The organism is uncultured Cocleimonas sp. (assembly GCF_947495625.1).
GTDB lineage: Bacteria > Pseudomonadota > Gammaproteobacteria > Thiotrichales > Thiotrichaceae > Cocleimonas.
In genome coordinates this window covers 11,186-34,053 of the sequence record NZ_CANLZW010000032.1, presented here as the reverse complement: position 1 = coordinate 34,053, position 22,868 = coordinate 11,186, and the positions used below count along the sequence as shown (strand labels likewise).

At 41.1% G+C, this 22,868-nt stretch carries 23 protein-coding genes; 11 read left to right on the top strand and 12 right to left on the bottom strand.

Features of this window, described 5'->3' with window-relative positions; translation table 11 throughout:
- Positions 1 to 2: 2 nt before the first annotated feature.
- Genes nuoL through Q1A31_RS16260 form a run of 4 tightly spaced genes read left to right on the top strand, consistent with a single transcriptional unit; the run spans position 3 to position 5,583 of the window.
- A complete protein-coding gene (gene nuoL / locus Q1A31_RS16275; RefSeq protein WP_299879163.1) occupies positions 3 to 2,018 on the top strand; it encodes an NADH-quinone oxidoreductase subunit L in 2,016 nt (671 codons plus the stop codon).
- Positions 2,011 to 3,522 (top strand): NADH-quinone oxidoreductase subunit M, encoded by a 1,512-nt coding sequence (locus Q1A31_RS16270; protein ID WP_299879160.1) that lies wholly within the window; start codon positions 2,011 to 2,013, stop codon positions 3,520 to 3,522. Before nuoL ends, Q1A31_RS16270 begins: the two co-directional genes overlap by 8 nt.
- Before the next feature lies 1 nt (position 3,523).
- Positions 3,524 to 5,065: an NADH-quinone oxidoreductase subunit NuoN gene (gene nuoN / locus Q1A31_RS16265; protein WP_299879157.1), complete on the top strand. Its 1,542-nt coding sequence runs from the start codon at positions 3,524 to 3,526 to the stop codon at positions 5,063 to 5,065.
- Positions 5,066 to 5,106: 41 nt separating this feature from the next.
- Complete coding sequence (locus Q1A31_RS16260; RefSeq protein ID WP_299879154.1) at positions 5,107 to 5,583, top strand: hypothetical protein; 477 nt, start codon at positions 5,107 to 5,109, stop codon at positions 5,581 to 5,583.
- A 145-nt stretch (positions 5,584 to 5,728) separates the two neighbouring features.
- Here Q1A31_RS16260 and Q1A31_RS16255 read toward each other — a convergent pair whose 3' ends face one another.
- Positions 5,729 to 7,852: a TonB-dependent copper receptor gene (locus tag Q1A31_RS16255; RefSeq protein ID WP_299879151.1), complete on the bottom strand. Its 2,124-nt coding sequence runs from the start codon at positions 7,850 to 7,852 to the stop codon at positions 5,729 to 5,731.
- Positions 7,853 to 8,052: 200 nt separating this feature from the next.
- On the opposite strand from Q1A31_RS16255, the gene exbB reads away from it, so the two are divergent.
- The 5 genes from exbB to Q1A31_RS16230 are packed head-to-tail and all read left to right on the top strand — an operon-like array spanning position 8,053 to position 11,836.
- The gene (gene exbB / locus Q1A31_RS16250; protein WP_299879148.1) at positions 8,053 to 8,523 is read left to right on the top strand and encodes a TonB-system energizer ExbB; all 471 of its coding nucleotides are present in this window, start codon (positions 8,053 to 8,055) and stop codon (positions 8,521 to 8,523) included.
- Positions 8,520 to 8,906, top strand: a complete 387-nt coding sequence (exbD, locus tag Q1A31_RS16245; protein WP_299879145.1) for a TonB system transport protein ExbD — start codon at positions 8,520 to 8,522, stop codon at positions 8,904 to 8,906. The genes exbB and exbD overlap by 4 nt, the downstream gene beginning before the upstream one ends.
- Positions 8,903 to 10,150, top strand: a complete 1,248-nt coding sequence (locus Q1A31_RS16240; RefSeq protein ID WP_299879142.1) for an energy transducer TonB — start codon at positions 8,903 to 8,905, stop codon at positions 10,148 to 10,150. The genes exbD and Q1A31_RS16240 overlap by 4 nt, the downstream gene beginning before the upstream one ends.
- 3 nt (positions 10,151 to 10,153) lie before the next feature.
- Positions 10,154 to 10,855 (top strand): sulfite exporter TauE/SafE family protein, encoded by a 702-nt coding sequence (locus Q1A31_RS16235; protein WP_299879139.1) that lies wholly within the window; start codon positions 10,154 to 10,156, stop codon positions 10,853 to 10,855.
- A gap of 15 nt (positions 10,856 to 10,870) precedes the next feature.
- Positions 10,871 to 11,836 (top strand): sigma 54-interacting transcriptional regulator, encoded by a 966-nt coding sequence (locus Q1A31_RS16230; RefSeq protein ID WP_299879136.1) that lies wholly within the window; start codon positions 10,871 to 10,873, stop codon positions 11,834 to 11,836.
- Between the two features lie 31 nt (positions 11,837 to 11,867).
- Here the strand turns inward: Q1A31_RS16230 and Q1A31_RS16225 are convergent, their stop codons facing one another.
- The 11 genes from Q1A31_RS16225 to Q1A31_RS16175 form a co-directional block, all read right to left on the bottom strand.
- On the bottom strand, positions 11,868 to 13,748 hold the full coding sequence (locus Q1A31_RS16225) for a nitric oxide reductase activation protein NorD (RefSeq protein WP_299879133.1): 1,881 nt from the start codon (positions 13,746 to 13,748) through the stop codon (positions 11,868 to 11,870).
- 3 nt (positions 13,749 to 13,751) lie between these two features.
- Positions 13,752 to 13,958, bottom strand: coding sequence for a DUF2116 family Zn-ribbon domain-containing protein (locus Q1A31_RS16220; protein ID WP_299879130.1), 207 nt, complete (start codon positions 13,956 to 13,958; stop codon positions 13,752 to 13,754).
- Between the two features lie 106 nt (positions 13,959 to 14,064).
- The gene (locus Q1A31_RS16215) at positions 14,065 to 14,373 is read right to left on the bottom strand and encodes a cytochrome C oxidase subunit IV family protein (RefSeq protein ID WP_299879127.1); all 309 of its coding nucleotides are present in this window, start codon (positions 14,371 to 14,373) and stop codon (positions 14,065 to 14,067) included.
- Between the two features lie 24 nt (positions 14,374 to 14,397).
- Entirely contained in the window at positions 14,398 to 14,994 is a 597-nt protein-coding gene (locus tag Q1A31_RS16210; protein ID WP_299879124.1) for a cytochrome c oxidase subunit 3 family protein, read from the bottom strand.
- Between the two features lie 6 nt (positions 14,995 to 15,000).
- Positions 15,001 to 15,435 carry a hypothetical protein gene (locus Q1A31_RS16205; RefSeq protein WP_299879121.1) on the bottom strand — a complete coding sequence of 145 codons (435 nt, stop codon included), beginning with the start codon at positions 15,433 to 15,435 and terminating at the stop codon, positions 15,001 to 15,003.
- An 11-nt stretch (positions 15,436 to 15,446) separates the two neighbouring features.
- The gene (locus Q1A31_RS16200; protein ID WP_299879118.1) at positions 15,447 to 16,259 is read right to left on the bottom strand and encodes a CbbQ/NirQ/NorQ/GpvN family protein; all 813 of its coding nucleotides are present in this window, start codon (positions 16,257 to 16,259) and stop codon (positions 15,447 to 15,449) included.
- 58 nt (positions 16,260 to 16,317) lie between these two features.
- Positions 16,318 to 16,578, bottom strand: coding sequence for a cytochrome C oxidase subunit IV family protein (locus Q1A31_RS16195; RefSeq protein WP_299879115.1), 261 nt, complete (start codon positions 16,576 to 16,578; stop codon positions 16,318 to 16,320).
- Positions 16,579 to 16,596: 18 nt separating this feature from the next.
- A complete protein-coding gene (locus Q1A31_RS16190) occupies positions 16,597 to 17,181 on the bottom strand; it encodes a cytochrome c oxidase subunit 3 family protein (RefSeq protein ID WP_299879112.1) in 585 nt (194 codons plus the stop codon).
- Between the two features lie 151 nt (positions 17,182 to 17,332).
- Entirely contained in the window at positions 17,333 to 17,713 is a 381-nt protein-coding gene (locus Q1A31_RS16185; RefSeq protein WP_299879108.1) for a hypothetical protein, read from the bottom strand.
- 132 nt (positions 17,714 to 17,845) lie between these two features.
- A complete protein-coding gene (locus Q1A31_RS16180; RefSeq protein ID WP_299879105.1) occupies positions 17,846 to 19,243 on the bottom strand; it encodes a cbb3-type cytochrome c oxidase subunit I in 1,398 nt (465 codons plus the stop codon).
- Between the two features lie 12 nt (positions 19,244 to 19,255).
- Positions 19,256 to 19,693 carry a cytochrome c gene (locus tag Q1A31_RS16175; RefSeq protein ID WP_299879102.1) on the bottom strand — a complete coding sequence of 146 codons (438 nt, stop codon included), beginning with the start codon at positions 19,691 to 19,693 and terminating at the stop codon, positions 19,256 to 19,258.
- Between the two features lie 432 nt (positions 19,694 to 20,125).
- On the opposite strand from Q1A31_RS16175, the gene Q1A31_RS16170 reads away from it, so the two are divergent.
- Together Q1A31_RS16170 and Q1A31_RS16165 are read left to right on the top strand one after the other, a co-directional pair.
- Positions 20,126 to 20,818 (top strand): Crp/Fnr family transcriptional regulator, encoded by a 693-nt coding sequence (locus Q1A31_RS16170; protein ID WP_299879099.1) that lies wholly within the window; start codon positions 20,126 to 20,128, stop codon positions 20,816 to 20,818.
- A 226-nt stretch (positions 20,819 to 21,044) separates the two neighbouring features.
- Complete coding sequence (locus tag Q1A31_RS16165) at positions 21,045 to 22,802, top strand: cytochrome D1 domain-containing protein (RefSeq protein ID WP_366943037.1); 1,758 nt, start codon at positions 21,045 to 21,047, stop codon at positions 22,800 to 22,802.
- Positions 22,803 to 22,868: the final 66 nt, after the last annotated feature.

Here is a 22,868-nt window from a genome sequence, read left to right as displayed (position 1 = left end):
TTATGGAAAGTATCTATTTAGCTATTCCTCTTGCTTCTCTTATTGGCGCAATTATTGCCGGTTTATTCGGCGGTATTATTGGCCGAAAAGGCGCACATACTATTACCATTTTAGGTGTAGGCATTTCGTGCTTATTGTCTTTTGTTGTTCTTAAACATGTCGGTTTTGATGGGCATACTTTCTATGGTGATGTGTATACCTGGGCTCAAGTTGGCAATACGAAATTCGCAGTAGGTTTTCAGATAGACCGCCTAACATCAATGATGATGGTTGTGGTGACCTTTGTGTCATTAATGGTGCATATCTACACCATTGGTTATATGCAAGACGACAAACATAACTGGCCTGAAGATAGTCGTGGTGGTACGAATAGTTATCAACGTTTCTTTTCTTATATCTCTCTCTTTACCTTTTCTATGCTGATGCTGGTTATGTCTAATAACTTCATGCAGCTGTTTTTTGGTTGGGAAGCGGTAGGTCTTGTCTCATATTTATTGATCGGCTTCTGGTCTACCCGAGACACCGCAATTTTTGCCAATATGAAAGCATTCTTGGTGAACCGTGTTGGTGATTTTGGCTTTTTATTAGGTATAGCGGCAATCTGGACTTATACCGGATCTGTCGATTATAAAGAAGTCTTTGAGCGTCTCCCCGCCATTGAACATATTACCCTGACTATTTTGCCTGATACCGAGTGGATGTTGGTGAGTATCATAGCGATCTCCCTATTCGTTGGCGCAATGGGTAAGTCAGCTCAAGTTCCACTGCATGTTTGGCTGCCCGATTCGATGGAAGGCCCGACACCCATTTCTGCATTGATACATGCGGCGACAATGGTGACCGCGGGCATTTTCATGGTGGCTCGTATGTCACCCATCTTTGAAATGTCGGACACTGCATTAAGCATGGTGTTAATCATTGGAGCGACAACAGCGTTCTTCATGGGACTGATTGGTATAGTGCAAAACGATATTAAACGCGTTGTTGCGTATTCTACGTTGTCACAATTGGGTTACATGACAGTTGCCTTAGGTGCATCGGCATATAGCGCTGCTGTATTTCATTTGATGACACATGCCTTCTTTAAAGCACTATTATTCTTGGCGGCAGGTTCTGTCATTATTGCCATGCATCACGAACAAGATATACGCAAAATGGGTGGCTTGAAAAAGTATCTACCGATTACTTACTGGACTTCACTAGTGGGTTCTTTAGCCTTGATTGGCTTTCCATTCTTCTCTGGTTTCTTCTCCAAAGATTTAATTATCGAAGCAGTCCATGCTGCAAATATTCCCGGCTCAGAATACGCTTACTGGATGGTTTTACTCGGCGTATTCGTTACCGCATTTTATAGCTTCAGAATGTTCTTCCTGGTGTTCCATGGTGAAGAGCGCATGGATGAACACACTAAATCACATTTACATGAACCTGCAAAAGTCGTGACGTGGCCATTGATAGCATTAGCTATTCCAGCAGTGTTAACAGGTTACTTTTTAGACCCGATGGTTGTGGGTGATTTCTTTGATGGTGTAATACATGTTAATGAAAATCATCCTGCTATAGAAACGATTACACATCACTTTCATGGAAGTGACAGTTGGATAGTAAACATATTTAGTTTTGTTGGCCATGGTTTGATGGCATTGCCTTTCTGGTTAGCAATGGCTGGCGCAGGAAGTGCTTATTATATCTATATGAAACAACCTTCAATTGCTCAGTGGGGTTATGACAAGTTACGCTTTATTTACACAATTCTTGATAAGAAATACTTTGCCGATGAGTTCAATATGGCAGTCTTTGCAGGCGGTGCGCTAGCTCTTGGTAAAGGGCTGTGGGCTGTTGGTGATCGCTTCTTAATAGATGGATTACTAGTAAATGGTTCGGCAAAAGTTACGGGTTGGTTTGCGTCATTTATCAGACGCATGCAAACGGGTTATTTATATCATTATGCTTTTTCAATCATCATTGGTGTCCTGGCAATTATGAGTTGGTTATTGTTTGGAGCGAATAATGTTTGAGGGTAATTTGCTCAGTATTTTAATTTGGCTGCCGATCATCGGTGGGTTGATATTGCTGTTTACTGGCGATAAGTTTGCGCCTCGACCTATAGCATTTGTATTCAGTGTCTTAACCTTTTTGCTCAGTATTCCACTATGGACTGACTTTAATCCCGTCGGTCATCAAATGCAGTTTGTTGAATTAGCGCCGTGGATAGAGTCTTTCAAAATAAACTATCACTTGGGTGTTGATGGCATCTCAATGCCACTAATTCTACTCAATACATTCATTACCGTTTTGATTGTTATTGCTGGATGGGAAGTAATTAAACATAAGCCAGCGCAATATATGTCTGCCTTCTTAATCATGGAAGGCATCATCAATGGAGTGTTTGCCGCGCAAGACTCTATCTTGTTCTATGTGTTCTTCGAAGCGATGCTGATTCCGATGTTTATCGTGATTGGAATCTGGGGTGGCGATAACCGTATTTATGCGACTATCAAGTTCTTCCTCTATACCTTCTTTGGCTCGGTATTCATGCTAATCAGTCTTGTGTATATGTATTCACAGGCCGATAGTTTTGCGATCGCAGATTTCCATACTGTTAAGTTAGGAATGACGCCACAGATTTTAATATTCTTATCCTTCTTGGTAGCCTTTGGTGTCAAAGTGCCGATGTGGCCAGTGCATACGTGGTTGCCAGATGCTCACGTACAAGCACCAACCGGTGGTTCGGTGATACTAGCAGCGGTCATGTTGAAAATAGGCGGATACGGTTTCTTACGTTTCTCTTTGCCAATGGTTCCTGATGCTTCGAGCGAGCTCGCTTGGTTAGTAATATTTATGTCGTTAACCGCAATTGTATATATCGGCTTTATCGCTTTGGTACAAAACGATATGAAGAAGCTTGTGGCTTATTCATCGATAGCTCATATGGGCTTTGTGACTTTAGGTTTCTTTGTGTTGTTCCCGATTGTTGCGAAAACAGGAAGCGCTGAAGGAACACTATTAGGCCTGCAAGGTGGCATGGTGCAAATGATGTCACATGGATTTATTTCAGGCGCGATGTTCCTCTGTATCGGTGTGTTATACGATCGTATGCATACTCGTGAGATTACCGCTTATGGTGGTGTTTCAAATCGCATGCCATGGTTTGCAGGATTTTTTGTTTTATTTGCGATGGCGAATACAGGTCTTCCGGGTACCTCGGGTTTTGTCGGTGAGTTCATGGTAATCCTTACCAGCTTCAAGGCTAATTTCTGGATAGCATTTCTTGCTGCGACTACCTTAATTATTGGCGCTGCCTATACCTTATGGTTGGTTAAACGAGTGATCTTCGGTGCGGTTGCTAACGATAATGTTGCAGCGTTAACTGATATCAATAAACGCGAGACCATCATATTAGCCTCATTAGCCTTTTTCGTTTTGCTCCTGGGTCTATGGCCAGAGCCTTTGGTACATGTGATGAATGATTCACTAGCTCATGTGATTGAGCAAGCCACAACCAGTAAATTGGGGAATTAATATGCTAGTTTCTACAATAGTGGCGACTTTAATCCCTATGCAATTCGCTATTCCGGATTTTACTCCTGCGATACCTGAAATATTCCTGTTAGTGGGGACGTGTCTGGTTTTGTTAGTAGATTTGTTTTTGAAAGACTCAAATCGTTACGTTACTTACTTATTGTCACAAATTGTGTTGTTGACCACGGCTGTTTTAGTGATTAGTGGTATGAACGATGTCAATATGGCAGAAGCACTGCAAACAACTGGAAAGGCAAGCCTAACCACATTTAGTGATATGTTTGTGCTTGATCCAATGTCACAGGTACTAAAGGTTTCTATCCTGTTAATTACGGTTGGCGTATTTGTATATTCTCGACCTTATTTAAAAACTCGGCAAATGTATAAGGGTGAATACTTCACCTTAGGATTGTTTGCCGTACTAGGCATGATGATTATGGTTTCAGCGAAGACCATGCTGATCATCTATTTAGGTTTAGAGCTACTGTCACTAGCTATGTATGCAATGGTGGCATTCAGACGTAACGATGGCAGGGCTTCAGAAGCAGGTATGAAGTATTTTGTACTTGGCGCTATTGCATCAGGCATGTTGCTCTACGGCATGTCGATAATCTATGGTGTTACCGGTAGCTTACATCTTGATCATATTGATAATTTCATGATGGGTCATGATGTGATGAAGAATATGGGCTTATTACTGGGCTTATCTTTCATTCTAGTTGGTCTTGGTTTCAAACTCGGTGTTGTTCCTTTTCATATGTGGGTACCAGATGTTTATGATGGCTCACCTACTGCAGTAACTTTATTTTTGGGAACAGCGCCCAAAATTGCTGCTTTTGCCATGATGTTCCGTTTATTGGTAGAAGGTCTGGATGAGATGTTGTTGGGATGGCAGCAGATACTCTCTTTACTCGCTGCCTTATCGTTGTTTATCGGTAACATTATTGCCATCGCGCAAACCAATATCAAACGCATGCTGGCGTATTCAACTATTTCACATATGGGTTTTGTACTGCTTGGAATTCTTGCAGGTACGGAAGTAGGTTATGCATCTTCGATGTTCTATATCATCACTTACTCAATAGTCGCGATGGGTGCATTCGGAATCATTATCCTACTCAGCAGAGATGGTTATGAAGCGGATCGATTGATCGATTTACAAGGCTTGAGCACACGCCATCCCTGGTATGCCTTTATGATGATGCTGTTCTTATTCTCCATGGCAGGCGTTCCGCCAACCGTGGGTTTTTACGCAAAGCTCTCCGTATTAAAAGCGGTTGTCGGTGCTGAAGTGGTTTGGCTTGCAGTGTTTGCAGTGGTGATGTCAGTCATCGGCGCTTACTATTACTTGCGTGCGATAAAGCTTATGTACTTTGATCAGCCCGATGAATTTGTAGGTGATGAGGAATTACTCGTACCTGCTAAATCGGGTTTCGATTTCAAATTGCTTTTAAGTGTGAATGGCCTATCAGTATTAGCACTAGGGATTTTACCTGGCGCACTGATGTCTTTATGTGTTCTCGCGGTTGAAGCCAGTTTATAATCGTCGGTCTTAGTCTTTTCATCGTTTAATTTAGCTGAATCATGTCCGACACTAAAAAATCCACGAACTTTCTGACGATTATCGCATTGCTTGTTTTTGCTTGCGGTATTGCTGCGAGTTACTTTTATAAAAAATTTCTGGTATCAAATTATATTGCCGAAGCATCGTTGCAAGAACCCTGTGATCTTAGGCAAGACTCTTGTATCAATGTGTTTCCTAATGGCGAATCTGTCACTTTTTCATTAAACCCCAAAGACATACCAATTTTAACGCCTCTAACGTTGCATGTTGAAACCAAAGGAATCACAGCTTCATCAGTCAAGGTAGATTTTGTCGGTTTGAATATGGATATGGGTTTTAACCGCAGTGAGTTAAAACTGGAAACACCAAATAGTTATAGCGGTAAATTTACTATTCCTATTTGTGTGAATACGCGAATGGAATGGGAAGCCCAAGTAAAACTTGAAACGGAAAAAGGCGTAATGATGGCGCCGTTTCGTTTTTATACTGTTAGGTAAAGTTACTAAATAAAGCTCATTAAAAAAACGCTTTAAAAAAGTGCCTTAAAGTAGGGGGGTGTACTTACAATTAACAAGAATGTTAACTGTAAGTACATTCGATGTAATTTTTACTCATTACTACTAATACTACTAATACTACTATTTAGAACTCAGCCGTTATTTTAAGCCAGGCAGTTCGTCCAGGCTCATTAACTTTGATTGAATTAATATCCATAATGTTAGATCGGCTTGCGTGCTCAGCATAGGTCTTATCCATCACATTATCTATTCCAGCGCGGAGGCTAACGGTCTTATTTAATTTGTAATTACCATAAAGATCTAAAGTGCCGTAACCTGCCGTTTCTCCAACTTCCTGCTTGCTAAGGACATCAATTCTATCTTGACGAGATGCAAAATTGACTCTTGCTCCTGCGCCCCATTTACCACCTGTATAATCCAGTTGTAGCTTTCCGTTAATAGGCGGCGTTTGAGCAATGGGCCGATTATCATCAGTGGTATTTGTGGCTCGAACGAATGCAATACTGCCACTTAGATCTAATCGGTTTGAGAGCTTAATTTTGCTTTCAAACTCCAGGCCATAAAGCTCAGCATCAACATTCCGGTAAATATCCGCACCGTCAGATTTGAGAATTCCATCTTGCCCGCGAGCAGTATCACGCAAGATGTAATCATCAACCTTGTCATAAAATGCAACAGCACTGAAATCTAATGTATCAGTTGTTTTACTTAAACCAATATCAAATTGGTGGTGTTTCTCAGGTTTGATATCCGGGTTTCCGATCCAGCGCCCAGCTAAAATAGTTTCTTGCGCTTCAACAGGCGCAGTTCCCGGCACAGCTGACCATTTGTTGATTCCTCTTTCGGTACTATCAGCTGTTCTTACACTTCGGCTTAGGCCAGTAAAAAGCGATATTCCATTACCCATGTCTTTGTCATAACGCAGCAAGCCACCAATATTAGTTTCATCTTTATCATCCGCATTACTGCCATAGTATTCGGCATAAGACTGGTTTGCAGAGTGACCACCCATTGGCATACTAACGATCATATCGTTAGCTTTACCCGCTGAGACATCGACTTGATCAATTCTTAATCCGTATTTTAAAGTATCTTTTTTAGACAGTGATTGAGTACTTTCTGCAAACAGTCCTAACTGTTGAATAGTAATATCGGGCCACATCAATGTGATGGGTACAGCAGTCCCGCTATCCATATTATTAAGTGATGCATTTCTGGTGTTACGCTGAAGATCAACCCCATATTCCCATTTGTTTGCGCCAGCTGTTGAATTGAGAATTATTCTTCCACCAGTCGTTTTAGACGTTGTCGGTGTTGCGCGTAACATATCCTGCCCCGCTTTTGGGTGCCAGGCCATATAAGTAGGTGGTGTGCGCAAGCTATAATTATCCATCAGATGATCTACATCGCTTAAATAAGCTTCTGCTTTAATACTATCTATTTTATCTGTGGCTGGCTTATCTTCATAACGTAGTCGAATGATATCGGCATCTTCGGTCGGACTATCCATTCCTGCACCGGGGTAAAGTGCATCAGAGAATGAATTTCTTTCGAAACTAAACTCGAAGAGCCTATCTTCTGTGGGTGTGAAACCAGCGATGATGCCAGCCTGTTTGTGATCATAGGATGATCGAACTTCGACACCATCACCATCTTCATAGTTTTGTGCTTTTTTTATTTCTCCAATACCACGTAGATAACCTTTTTCACCCGCCGCGACAACATCTGCAAGTAGGTCATGAGAAATCCCATTATCAGTAAAAGTTGCGCTTACTCGACCATGGACGCCTTTATCTTCGGCCAGATCTTTAGTATCGCGCTCAAACAAAACGGTTCCACCACTTCCACCGCTGCCGTATGCAAGTGTTTGAACGCCTTTAAGTACTGTAACATTCTCGTAAGTTTCTAATGCAGCCCAACTTGCTGGAGGATCCATACGATTAGGACAGCCGCCATGGATATATGCCCCATCTAATAAAATATTCAGACGAGTTTGACTTTGGCCGCGTACGATAGGCTCTAAACCTCTGCCACCAAAACGGCTCATGGAAACGCCATTCACCTGTGTTAAAAAATCTCCTCCGTCAGAACTGGTAGGGCTAACTCGATTAATATCATTAGCATCGGCTGAATTCGGATTAATAGTTAATACATCTTCAATAACGATATTATCTAGTTCTTCTGCAAGCACATTTGAAGATACCGCCAATGAAAGTGAAAGCAAAAATAAGAGGTTTTTATTTCCCATGTTTATACCCGTCAATAAGTCATATAATGTATCCGCCCAAGTATATGAATTAGTATTTGAGGGTGATACGGATAAAATTTCGAATAGGTTAATTGACACAGAAGTGTGTGATATCACACACTTTGGACGTAATTATTATTTGCAAAAGAATATAAATGTTAGATTCTGTTTGCGTTTTACATGAGTGAAGAAATATAACGATGGATTTTTTGAGAGATAATTTAGACTATATGGTCTTTGGCGTTCTGGGCCTGATGAGTTTTTTTATGCTGTGGTTCGTCATAGAAAGATATTTCTACTTCGCGCGTGTAAAAGTAGAGGGTTTTACCCATGAAGATAATTTGAATGTGTCACTAACCCAGAATCTTACTGTCATTTCTACCATTGCAGCGAATGCGCCGTATGTTGGTCTATTAGGGACAGTACTTGGAATTATCATTACTTTCTACGATATGGGTCAAGGTGGAAAGATAGATGTACAAAATATTATGACTGGACTGGCATTGGCACTAAAAGCGACCGCGGGTGGTTTGTTAGTCGCCATTCCAGCCATCATTTTTTACAACGCTCTGCTTAGAAAAGTGGATGTGGTAACGGCAAGATGGCGCGAGTTTAGAGACACACAAAATACTGCTAATGCTACGAATAAAGAAGCGCAAAATAACCCATGAAACGATTTGACCAAATCAATATGATTCCATTTATTGATATCATGTTGGTGTTACTCGCGATTGTGCTAACAACGGCTACCTTTATTTCTCAAGGGGTGATTGATATCAATCTACCTGAAGCACAAAGTGCCAAGCCGATATCAGAACAAGCAGAAGTAACAACCATCGAAATTGCGATCAATGCAAATAAGGAACTTTTTATTGATGGTGAGCCTGCAACACGAGAAATTCTTGCGACTAAGCTAGAAAATATAGCCAAGGATACCCCGATACGCTTACGAGTTGATCAAGAAATCGCTTTTAAAAACTTTGTTGATGTCATCGATTTATTGAAAAAGAATAATCTCGAAAAACTCAAAATTATTACCAAAGAAGGGTCTTGATTAGATCCACTCTTTCGATGAATAATTATCTCGCAGGCTTTTTACTTTCAGCATTTCTCCATCTTGGAGTGGTTGCTTTAGTCATTAATTTTGACTCAAAAGAGGTGCCTAAACCATCTGAGCCTGAAGAAATTGCGATCTCCCTGTCGATGTTTGAAGAAGCAATTGCAAAGGAGGCTCCTGTTGAAGAACCTATTGAAGAAGTGAAGCCTGAACCTATTGTGCTTCCTAAAATCGCAGAAAAAACTCTGCCAGAGCCAGAGCCAGAGCCTGAGCCAGAGCCAGAGCCAGAGCCAGAGCCAGAACCAGAACCAGAACCAGAGCCAGAACCAGAGCCAGAGCCAGAACCAGAGCCAGAACCAGAACCAGAACCAGAACCAGAACCAGAACCAGAACCAGAACCAGAACCAGAACCAGAACCAGAACCAGAGCCAGAGCCAGAGCCAGAACCAGAGCCAGAACCAGAGCCAGAACCAGAACCAACGATAATTCCAGAAGTTCTAGCTGCGCCTATTATTAAAAAAGCTGTTGAGCCTGTTGTTAAAAAACTTGAGCCAAAGAAAGTAGAACCCAAACCTGTTGAAAAAAAGAAAACGGTTAAGCCAAAACCCATCAAAAAAGAACCGGTCAAGAAAGAACCTGTCAAGAAAAAGCCGATCAAGAAAAAAATAGTAAAAAAGCCTGTTAAAAAGAAAAAGGTTGTTTCAAAGCCAAAGAGAATGGCTCCTAAAAAAAATGTTAGAAAGGCTCCGCCGCGTCCAAAAATCGTTCGTAAGCCAAACCCACAGGCAAACCCAAGAGTTGCCCAAAGACCAGCGCCGAATAGAGTACAAAGACCTCAGGCTAACCCCAATAATGCAGTACGAACTGCTCCACAACGCAAGCCTCAGCCTAAAGCTGTAGCAAAACCAAGGCCCGCAAATAAACCTGCTAATAACAGTGTGCAGATTAAAAAGTTAGAGGCAGCTTATAAATCAAGGCTTAGACAGTTAATCGCAAAGAATAAGCGTTATCCAAAACGTGCAAAGCGTCGCCGCGAACAGGGAACAGTCACTGTTTCATTTGTGCTACTTGCTAATGGCCAGATCACTCAAATAAGGGCAATTAAAAGCTCGGGACATGCAACTCTGGATAAAGCTGCAATTAAAGCTATCCAGTCTATTTCAGGGAAATTGCCTATTCCGAGAGAGCTGAAAAAAGCACAGTGGCAGATTTCGATACCTGTAACGTATAGGCTCAGGTAATTTATGCTAATTGCTTTTGTTGTCGGTTTACTGAGCACTATTCATTGTATTGGCATGTGCGGTGGGCTTGTTGGCGCAATGACCATGAGCCTAAGTTCTGATATCAGAGGGCAAAAACTACAGTTGCTGCAATACACGCTGGCTTATAACCTAGGCCGAATTTTGAGTTATGTATTTGCTGGAATACTCATAGGTTTACTAGGCCAGGTTTTCAAAGACTTTATAATGCCAGAGCATGGCATTGGACTTCTGCGCTTAATCGCTTCGATCATGATTATTGCCATGGGCTTTTATATTGCTGGCTGGTTCCCTCAGTTTTCACGGATAGAGAAAATAGGGGCTCCCATTTGGTCACTATTGCAGCCTTTAGGTCAAAAGCTGTTACCCGTAGACAGAATCTGGAAAGCATTCTTTTTTGGCATGGTGTGGGGTTGGTTGCCCTGTGGACTAGTTTATTATATGTTATTAATGTCACCCGCTAATGATGGCGCAATTAATTCAGCATTATTCATGTTAGCTTTTGGATTAGGTACTCTTTTACCATTGATGAGTACAGGTCTTCTTACTGGAAAGATTACACAGTTTAGGAATTCGAAGAAGATACGATATTTATCAGGTCTTTTACTGATCATTATGGGTATTGTTAGCTTGTTATTGGCAATATATCCTAACTTACATCATCAGTTACATTTCAGAGTGTTTTGATAGAGCAGTTTACCTATGAATCATCGGCAAAAACCTAAACAGGAATATCGACAGATACCTGAACTAATAGGCTCTTCCGCATCATTTCAGGAAGTGCTTAGAGTGACTGGATTAATCGCAAAGCTTAATGTGCCTGTATTGATTTTAGGAGAAACAGGTTCAGGTAAACATTCAATCGCAAAGCATTTACATGCTCAAAGCAATCGTAGTAATTTCGTTAATGTAAATTGTACAGCGATACCTAAAGAGTCCTGTGAGGGGCTATTATTTTCACTAAATAATACGCTAGCTCTTGAAAAGAATGGCTATGTTTTTCAGGCCCACAAAGGGACCCTGTATTTGCAGGATGTTTCTAGTTTAACTTTAGAAGCACAAGCTCAATTATTATATTTAATTGATAATGACAATGTATTGTCTGCCCAGACACTCAAACAACAAAAGCTAGATGTGAGAGTAATCGCTAGCAGTGATAAAGACTTAAGAAAATTAGTCGCCGAAGGAAAGTTTAGCGCTGATTTATTCTATCGATTAGGGAGTATCCCCGTTGAACTTCCGCAACTTGCAGATAGGGAAGATGATTTGTTATTGCTGATGGATCACTTTTTTAGAGGGCTAGTTGAGAAACATCTACGATCAGCCCCTGTTTTCACCAATGCAGCCAAAGAAAAACTCAGGGACTATAACTGGCCGGGAAATATTCAAGAGCTCAGAAATTTCTGTGAACGAATGTTTCTGCTATTCCATAGCCAACAAATTGATGTAACTAATCTTCCGGCAGAGATACAGCACCATAACAGGAAAAGTTCTAATTCGATTTTTACCCTTCCTGAATCTGGCGTGCAGTTAGATAATATTGAAGTTGATTTAATGCAACAGGCATTGCGGAGTAGCGGAGGTAATAAATCTAAAGCGGCGCGTTTATTAGGTTTAACTAGAGATACTCTGCTTTACCGATTGAAAAAATATTCTATCAATTCATAACAGACGGTGAAAGTCACCCCCCTACTTATACCTAGTTTTTAGTTAGTCGTAGATATAATAGTGGCAGCTTCTTCGGTAACTCCGCGGCATTTCGTATAAGCACAAAAGACCGACTGCCAAATAGATACGGCATATAATCTTCAGCTTGCTCATCTATCGTCACACAAAATGGTCGTATACCAAGCTTTTCCGCTTCCAGGATTGCCATGCGCGTATCTTCAATACCGTAACGACCTTCATACTTGTCCAGGTCATTTGGTTTGCCATCGGTAAGTATCAATAATAGTTTTTGCGTGGTTGCCTGTTTAGACAGTTGGTCGGTTGCATGACGAATTGCCGCACCCATTCGCGTGTAGTAACCCGGTCTTAATGCATCAATATGTCCACGAACTTCATCGTTGTAATTTTCATCGAAATCTTTGATATTGTAAAAACGGATATGATTACGATTGCGCGAAGAGAAACCGTGTAGAGCAAAACGATCACCCGTTGCATTAAGCGCTTCTGAGAATAAAAACAGAGAATCACGAATAACATCAATCACGCGTGATTCATTATTAATATGTGCATCAGTTGACAGTGATAGGTCTGCCAGTAATAAACACGAAAGGTCACGGTCTTGATTTCTCAGTTCTCGATAAACCGGCGTGTCACTATTTACATGACCATGTTTGCGATCCGTCAGGTAATTAATATAGTTTTCCAGATCTAATTCGGTACCATCGCTTTGGCGGTTTTTCCATACACGCTGTGGTTTAAGTACTTCAAATTGTCGACGAACTTTATGTGCCTGTGCTCGGAGCCTTTCAGGTAACGCTGTTGGGACAGCATCGCGAGACATCATGGTTTGCAATCGACAGTGAGCTTTTTGCATTTCTTGTTTTTTATAGTCCCATTCATCGATTGGAATACCTTCTCCCAGTACGACGTCATCATAGTTACTGGATGGCAGATCGAGATCCAGTTTAATCTTGCTGGATGTGGTCTGACTGTCTTGGGCAACGGTAATATTGTCCATGTCTTCTGCGGTTCGCATCGCATCGTCATCGTCATCTTCCGTTGTAGTGCGATCGACTTTGCTGTATTCACCCCAGCTCCATAGGCTTTCTAGGCGAAAACTCATCAGACCAGAATTACCTTCAGGCATTTCAGTGCGGTTCCCTTGTTTGCGCTTTTGTTGTTTGTCCTGATCCTTTTTCTTTTGCTCTTTTGAGTGAGCTGCGTCCTCTATATCAGGATCTGGAGGTGCACTACTGCTAGTAAATTCATCTTGGGGCGGTGAAGGGTGCAACCATAATGAAACTGGCTGAGGTGGTCTCTTTGCATACTGAAGTTGTACTGTTTTGTCAGAATCCATCAGTGCTGCACGAATCGCTGTTTCCTGCCCAGCTTCGTCTTTTGATAACTCTTTCGCATCAGGTCGTTGAGCTAAATGAGCTTGAAGAAGATCTTGGTAACGGGTCTTTAGGCCTGGCCAGATTTCCAGTGTTTGTAACGTGCGGTATTGGTTTCGACTGATCCAGTCTTTTGCTTTTGCATCGTCATTGTCATTGTCATTGTCGTCATCATCAATCACGGATAACGCTGTTAACCACAGGTATAAATCCAGGTTTAGCTGACGGGTAGGAAATAGGGCGATGCTATCTGGTAATCTTAGGGTTTCTTCATCTCTCCATGCATATTGGGTTTTATCGCCAACACCTGCGATACGTTGCAAGATAGTGCGCTTTGCATGTACGTCAGAATCGGTTGCATTTTCAACGCGTAATCCACCTTCACCACCAAGGGCTCTGAAGAATATCCCCGCGGTGCGTCGAACTTCATCCAGATACACCGTTGCTTCGGGATAACTTTTATCCGCACGTTTGGTAATAAACCGATGCCACGTTTCGCCAACAAATTCCTCTAACATAGTCTAGCGCCCCGGGAATCTGGTCGAGCCGAAGAAGGGCAATAAATAAATCATCACCGCACAGAAAATCACAATGCCGATAAACCACCAAATAAATTTACGCTGGGGTGATTTTCTTAAGTGAGGTGCTAATGGCATCCCACAATGAGGACAAGATTGATCATCGGCGGCTATGGTTTTACCACAATGGGTGCAATTGAGTTCTCTCATCTGATATGACTCTGAAGGTGATTAAGGTCGCCCCCCCACTTATAGCTACTTTTTTGTTTATTGAACATTTTGCTGTTCATCTTGCTGTTCTTTTTGCTTTTCATCGTTAAAGCACCGTCCATTTTACAATCTGTTCCGGAAATAAATAAACCAGAATTATCAGTGTAGGTATCACATAAAAATACACTCGCATGAGTGTGCGCAAAACCACGTGTGCATCTTTCAATTCCATAAAGTGGTCGACAATTATTCGACCTTTTATGGCGAGTACTAGTGACATAATGAGGATGCTGGTCAACCCAGGTTTTGCCTGTTCTGCCATATAAGCACTGAACAGTGTCAGCGATATCAGAATTACCCAAAAGGTATTGATAAGTTGTATATGTGTCATCTTTTTGTTAATTGATATTTTCATTGCATGGTTCTCATCAGATAGCCCTCATCGAATTACGTACAGCAAAGGAAAAATGGTAATCCAGGCAAGATCGATCATATGCCAGTAAACAGCAATGTTTAATAAACCTTCGTGTTCATTTTTGGTATAGATGCCAGTATTTACGCGGTAAATAACCCAAACTATGGCAGCGCTACCCCAGCCTACATGCAAAAAATGGTTAAAGGTAATGTAGTAATACACGCCGTAAAAAATATTGGTTTCGGTTTCTAGTCCTTGTGCAGTATTCCAGCGGTACTCAAAATACTTGATAACAAGATACGACCCGCCGCAAATAACTGCTCCCCATAACCAGCGACTACAAGCGACGCTATTATTGTTTCTTAATGCAATAACGCCTCTGACAACAAAGAAGCTGCTAGTTAACATGATCAAGGTATTTACAGTGCCAGCTGTGGTATTCAGCTTTAATGGGCCTTCTGCAAAAATTTCAGGGTTATGTACTTTTGCCAGAAAATACACGATAAACATCACCGCAAATTCACTCATCTCTGCGAGTATTGCTGCCCATATCGCCAGACTACCAGGAATTTTTCTGGGCTTAGCGCCAAAGGGGCGTGCAGGATGTGTGATAGCATTCATAGTTCATTATTGGCTTTTAGGTTTTGATATAAATTTGCTGATCAGGGGGAATCTAAAATCCAACCCTTGAACTGCTTTGGTAAAACCCAGAATACCCAATATCAAAAAAGCAGGAACGATTAGCATGAGATACATTTCTGCCAAAATGAGGGCAGTCGCAGAGGCATATCCTGTCGTCAGTAAAATAATAATATTCAGTAATATCGCGATAGCTGTCGTGACACTACTCGCTATCAATGTTTGTTTTATATGATGCTTACTCACGGTAGATGCATTTTTATATGCCATGAAATACAAACCCCAAAGTAACACGTAAAAAATCCCTACAAACAATAGATTCGCAATGAAGAAAGCTTCTGCAATAGTTCCAGCGTGATCTTCAGCGTGCCTGGGTTCTATCAATTCATACTTGGTAGTGATTTCTGGGTTTTGTTTATTCATTGAATCGAAACCTATATGTCTCTACTCGTTGCTACACTTTTCGTTTGTACAATTTTTGCTCTGACAACTTCCATTAACGCTTCAACTGTTTCTTCGTCATCGCTTAAAGGCTCAATGATTGCGGCGCGGCAGGCATCGATCGGATCAAATCCAGACTTTATTAACGTGGCTGCATAAACCAATAAACGGGTAGATGCAGACTCTTCCAGATCATGATCTTTCAATACGCGTAAAGCATGCGCCAGTTCGATTAATTGAGTCGCAGTGTCTTTATCGATCTGTGTTTCTTGTTGGACGATAGTGGTTTCAGTTTCAATATTTGAATAATCAAAACGCATAGAGATAAAACGCTGACGTGTTGATGGCTTCATTCCTTTTAGTAGGTTTTGATAGCCGGGGTTATAAGATACGACCAGCATAAACTCTGGTGATGCAGTAAGTACTTCACCCGTACGTTCAATAGGTAAAATACGGCGATCATCAGAGAGCGGGTGAAGCACAACCGTCGTATCTTTACGCGCTTCAACCACTTCATCCAGATAACAAATAGCCCCTTCACGAACGGCTTTGGTCAGTGGGCCATCTTGCCAATAGGTCTCACCATCGCCAATTAAATGTCTACCGACGAGGTCTGCCGCAGTAAGGTCATCATGACAAGCAACCGTATAAAGTGGGCGATTCAGTTTGGCAGCCATATGTTGAATAAAACGTGTTTTGCCACAACCTGTCGGACCCTTGATTAACAGAGGGAGCTGATTGTTATACGCATGACCAAACAGCTCAACTTCGTTATTCTGGTTTTGGTAGAAAGGAATGTCGCTCATTTAATGGTGCCTATTTAGTGTTGAGTTGTTTAGTTTAGTTAAATTTAAGCGAGCTAAGCTAAATAGTAATTGCGTAAGTAATCGCAATCGTAAGAATAACGGTCCATAACCAGCCATACATAATGACTCGCCATAACAAAGAAACGCCACGTAATTCCATAAACTCACTGATAATTAATACGCCTTTAATAGCAGCTGTTAGTAGCAGGACTATCACTATTGGAAGCCCGCTAAAACCAAGCGCACCCATCGCGTAGGTAGATAAGGTTAGCAATATCAATGCTATCCAGATGGTGTGAATGTTGTAATAACTTTTCATCGTATTGTCATCTTCCCGTTATCGCATTACGTAAACAAGAGGGAATAAAATAATCCACACCAAATCCACCATGTGCCAATAAGATGCGCCAGACTCAACACCGATGTGGTTGCTTGCGCTATAGCCACCGCGTTGCGCTTTTATCGCAATTGCCAGCAGGATAATCATGCCGAGAATGACGTGTAAAAAATGGAACATCGTGAGTGATAAATAAAACATGTAAAACGTATTGGTGCTGAGACTAATGCCTGCAGAAAACTTGTCGTAATATTCGAATGATTTTAAAACGAGAAATAAACCACCACCTGCTACCGCCGCATATAACCATCGTGAACAGCCAATATAATCGCCATGTTTTTTAATCGTATGCACTGCACGCACGACAAAGTAACTGGAAGTAATCAATACGATGGTATTAATCGCGCCTAATTCGGTATTCAGTGTTAACTGGAATTGATTGAACATTTCCTCGTTTTGCACACGAACCACGGCGTAACTGATAAACGCAATGCCGAAAACAAGCAGTTCCATAAATATAAAAAACCAGATAGCTAGATCGCCCGGAAGCAGCTTTGGCTCTTGATCGATAATGTCAGTATTCACAGTATTTCTATTCTATTTTTAATGACTTAACTGTAATGCTGATTAGGGGGTAATGCCTTGATGATCATCAAGTGATGAATAACGATTCGCTCTAAAAAAGTGCCTGAAAGGTGGGGGGTGACTTTGCTTATCTGTAGTTATCTAAAATTATCTACTTTTTGTGTTTAGATTTTAATTTATCACCTGACCATGATCGTACCAATGCCCAGATTGCAAAAACGATAAATATCGTATGTACAATGGTGAAATAAGTGATTACATACACCCATGTCCAGGGAGAATGAAATCCACCTAGCAATATCATCAATGTGCTGACTAAAAATAATGCGATCGTCGCAGTAAGATTAATTTTTATACCAAGCACAGCATGATAGTGATCTATGTTTCCTGGCTGTGTTTTTTTATAAATAAATAGCAGTGCGATAAAACTAATAACGGGCAAAATCGTTAGATTAAGCAAAGAGGCGAGGGCAGCATTTGATGCGTTTTTAAGTTGCTGTTCTTGATTCTTTGATGTTTCTGATTTCATCATTACTTTTTCCTTATTAAGTTATTCTGGTATTCAGTGATGTTTTATTTACGAATGTGTTACTAAAAAAAATACCGCTCAAAAAGCGGTATTTTCTTAAAGCTTACATTTAAGTAAAACCTTCTAACGAGCTACTTAATTAGCTACTGTAGTCGTTTCTAGCATCTCAACTTCTTCACCTTTGGCAAAGAAACTGTAGACGTAAACCAGCAAACCAATTAGGAATACTAATCCAGCTCCTTCACGTGCCCAATAGAATATCTCGAGCTTGTCCTGAGTTGCCATAAAACCTAATGGTGTATCTGAATAACGCTGTAAATAAACCTGTAAGATGCCAGCACCTGTAAGGAATAGGGTGATAAACACCATCGCTACAGTCATCAACCAGAATGACCACATTTCAATAACCTGAGCTCTTGCATTGCCTGCCTGTTTACCGCGCATTAATGGCATTGAGTAAGAGATCATGGTTAAAATCACCATTACATAAGCACCGTAGAACGCCATGTGGCCATGAGCCGCTGTGATCTGAGTACCATGAGTGTAAAAGTTAACCGGTGCAAGTGTGTGTAGGAAGCCCCAAACACCAGCGCCAAGGAAAGCCATAACCGCTGTACCGAGTGCCCATAATACCGCTGCTTTATTTGGATGGTCGCGGCGTCTTTTATTCACCACATTGAAGGCAAATAAAGTCATCATGAAGAATGGAATTGGCTCGATTGCTGAGAATATAGATCCCAACCATTGCCAGTAATCCGGTGCACCAATCCAGAAGAAGTGATGACCTGTACCGATTAAGCCAGAGATCAAAGCCATCGCGATGATGATGTATAACCACTTCTCAATAACTTCGCGGTCCACACCAGTTACCTTGATTAATACATAGGCCAGCATAGCTGCCATGATTAATTCCCATACGCCTTCTACCCATAGATGTACAACGAACCACCAGAAGTATTTATCCAGAACCAGGTTGTCTGGGTTGTAGAATGAGAACAGGAAGAATACGGCTAGACCAATCAGGCCCGTTAATAGCACCAGAGAAATTACTGTCTTACGACCAGTAAGAATTGTCATGCCAATATTGAACAGGAAGCCAAGGGCAACTATGACGATACCTATCTTGGTAATGGTGGGTTGTTCAAGGAATTCTCGTCCCATAGTAGGCAACAAATCGTTCATGGTGAGTTCTGCCAAAGCAGCATAAGGCACCAATAAATAGCCCAGTATCGTGAGTGCGCCTGCAACCAGGAATATCCAGAATAAAAGTTTGGCTAGCCAGGGTGCATACAGTTCACGCTCTGATTCTTCGGGAACAAGATAGTAAGCTGCCCCCATAAAACCAAACAGTAACCAAACAATCAAAAGATTAGTATGCACCATACGTGCAACGTTGAATGGTATATATGGAAAGAGGAAATCGCCTATTACATATTGAAGCCCGAGTGTTACACCAAAAAGGATCTGTCCCACAAAGAGTCCAATAGCGGCAATAAAATACAGCTTTGCTATGGATTGTGATTGATATTTCATGTGATTTCTCCCTTACCCTTCTTTATTTGGTGGCCAGTCTCTGGCAACTTTAATGCCATCAACGTACTTAAGAAACTGCGCAATTTCTTCTAACTCATCTGGAGTAAAGTTGAATTGCGGCATACTGCGACGGCCCGGGATACCATTTTTTGGGCGGCTCATAATAAAGCCTTTGATTGCATCAGTGCTTTCGCCAAATCGGGTGTAAACATTACCAAGTTCAGGTGCAAAGTAAGCGCCTTCTCCTAATAAGGTATGACATCCAATACAGTTATTTATTTCCCACAGTCTCTTACCCGCTGCAACTTCTTCGGTAAGGTTTTGTGAATTATCGGTTTTCGGTAGGCCTCTCACCGTATCCACGGTTAATCCAATAAGTACCAAGAAGAAGAAAACGCCTCCTCCATAATAAATATTGCGAGCCATACCTTTTGTAAAGGTCTCTCTCATAGCAATATACACTCCAGTCCATTAATAGTTTTAGCGACTGTATCTATATAGCGTCTGGCTAGCCTTGATGTGCATCAAGTGCCATGGGGCCAATGAAAGTTATTTGATAAATATCAATTCGGCAGGTAATGTTATTTGTTATGCACAAAGGTATTGTTGTTAATCCATATCGTAATGAGCTAAAGACACCCCCCAGCTTTAGAGCACTTTTTTCAAGAATGTTTTAACTTTATTTAGTCTCACTCTTAGTTGTAAAAAGCAGGCCAATTTATTAGTCGTTTACCAAACGTGAATTGATGTAATGATGTAATAAAGGATGACCTTGATGTTGATCAAGTCATTACAACTATGCAGTGATTAGGTATACTCTTTTATTAGCGCTGAGAGACTTAAACGGTAGCTAGAAAATGAATACTTAAATGAAGGAAAGTGATGCAAGTTTTAAACCCTGATTTTCAAGAAGCGATGCGTAGCAATTTCTTATTTATGGATATTAATAAAGAAGATTTTGCGACAATATTGCAGGGCACTTCTGTTTGTGAATTGCGTGCGGGTGAGATTTTGTTTTCACAAAAGCAACCGGCAACCGATTTTTTCTTACTGGTAGAAGGGAAGATTAAGATTAGCTTGTTGTCATTTGAAGGGACGCAAAAAGTCGTTGATATCATCAATCCTGGAAATACCTTTGCGGAAGTGATTATCTTAAATGGCATGGAAGGGTATCCCGTTAATGCAAAAGCATTGAGTAACGCCACAGTTCTTCGTATTAATGCTCAGAAATATATCCAGGTGTTAAGTAACTCATCTGAAGCCTGCCTCAAAGTTATTAGTCGTTTAAGTGCCCGTTTGCATTGGTTAATGAATGAAATGGAGCGTTTAAGTCTGCACAATGCATCCTATCGTTTGATAAGTTATTTGCTTGAAGATATTCATCATGAAAGTGTTGAGGAAACCAAAGTAATGTTAGGTGCGCCTAAACGTATTATTGCTTCCAGGATATCAGTCACTCCTGAAACTTTTTCACGTACCCTAAAAAATCTAACAAAAGATGATTTGATAGAAGTCTTTGATGAACATATCCTTGTTAAAAACCCATCTAAATTAAGAGAGATGTTATTCATATAAATAAAGAGCAAAGTCCCAATACAGCCTTTTAGCCAAAGCTTCTTTTTATCCATTTCAAAATCACTTTTCTAAATTTCACCCAATTTTTCACTCATAATTCAATCAAAAATTGATATATATCAAATCTAACTGGCGCCTGTTGATACACATCAAGGCTTAAAGTTCTTGGGGTCACTATATTAACGGTGAGAATTTACTCTCCGAACATAATTTGAATGGTGATGATATGAAATTAAAACTAATTGCTTCCGGTAGCAAGCTACTGGTCATGACAGCTTTGGCTTTTGCTTTACAGCTCTCATACGCTGAAACAGTTGCCGCCGATGCCGCTAAAAAAGCCGCTCCGGCAGTGGGTGAGAAAGGAGAAACCAAATACGAAAGTGCCCCAATAGGGATTGATCCAGCATCGACGAGGGACACACTTGATCCTAAAGCGCCTCCAATCACACCAGAAGAATTCGAATTTGCAAAGAAAACCTTCTTCCAGCGTTGTGCAGGTTGTCATGGTGTTTTACGTAAAGGTGCAACCGGAAAACCATTAACACCAGATATTACCCAAAAGCGTGGAACAGCTGTTTTAACCGCTTTAATTACCTATGGTTCGCCAGCAGGTATGCCTAACTGGGGAACATCGGGCGACCTGACAAAAGAAGAAATCGATATCATGGCGCGCTATGTTCAGCACGAGCCACCACAGCCTCCAGAGTGGGGCATGAAGGATATGAAAGAATCCTGGAAGGTGTTAGTCAAGCCTGAAGATCGTCCTACTAAGCAAATGAATAAACTAGATTTGACTAACATCATGTCTGTGACATTACGTGATGCTGGTGAGATTGCGTTAATCGATGGCGATAGCAAAGAAATTGTTAGAATCCTCAAAACGGGTTACGCAGTTCATATCTCTCGTATCTCTGCATCGGGTCGTTACCTATTTGTTATTGGACGTGATGCTAAAATCAATCTGATTGATTTATGGATGGCAGAGCCTGATACGGTTGCCGAGATTAAAGTAGGTCTGGAGGCGCGTTCTGTTGAAACCTCTAAATACAAAGGCACTGAAGACAAGTATGCAATTGCTGGATCTTACTGGCCTCCACAATTCACAATCATGGATGGCAATACCTTAGAGCCTCTACAGATTGTTAGTACTCGTGGTATGACAGTAGATACTAAGGAATATCATCCTGAGCCACGTGTTGCTGCTATTGTTGCGTCACATGAACATCCTGAATTTATTGTCAATGTGAAGGAAACTGGCAAGGTATTGATGGTTAATTACTCGGATATTGATAATTTGAAAATAACCAGCATCGGTGCTGCTCCATTCTTGCATGATGGTGGTTGGGATTCGACTAAGCGTTACTTCTTAACAGCGGCGAACCAATCTAACAAGGTTGCGGTAATAGACTCGAAAGAAGGCAAGCTGACTGCATTGGTTGATGTTGGAAAGATTCCTCATCCAGGTCGTGGCGCTAACTTTATTGACCCTGAGTTCGGTCCTGTATGGTCAACCAGTCATTTGGGTGACGATACTATTTCACTGATCGGAACTGATCCTGTAGGTCATAAAGATCAAGCGTGGAAAGTGGTAAGAACGTTAAAAGGTCAAGGTGGCGGTTCTTTATTCATAAAGACACATCCAAAATCTACCAACTTATATGTCGATACTGCATTGAATCCAGATGCTAAAATTAGCCAATCTATTGCTGTTTATGACATCAATAACTTTGCTGCAGGCTTTAAAGTATTGCCGATAGCAGAATGGGCTAATCTAGGTGACGGTCCTAAGCGTGTGGTACAGCCAGAATTCAATAAGGCTGGAGATGAAGTTTGGTTCTCAGTGTGGAATGCCAAAGACAAGAAATCTGCATTGGTAGTTGTTGATGACAAAACGTTAAAGCTTAAAAGTGTTATCGATGATGAACGTATCGTTACTCCAACAGGCAAGTTCAACTTGACCAATACCTTGCACGATATTTACTAATATTTCTCCCCGAAATATAAGGAAGCGTTGATGAGCTGGTTGATTAGCTTAATAGATTCAACGTTA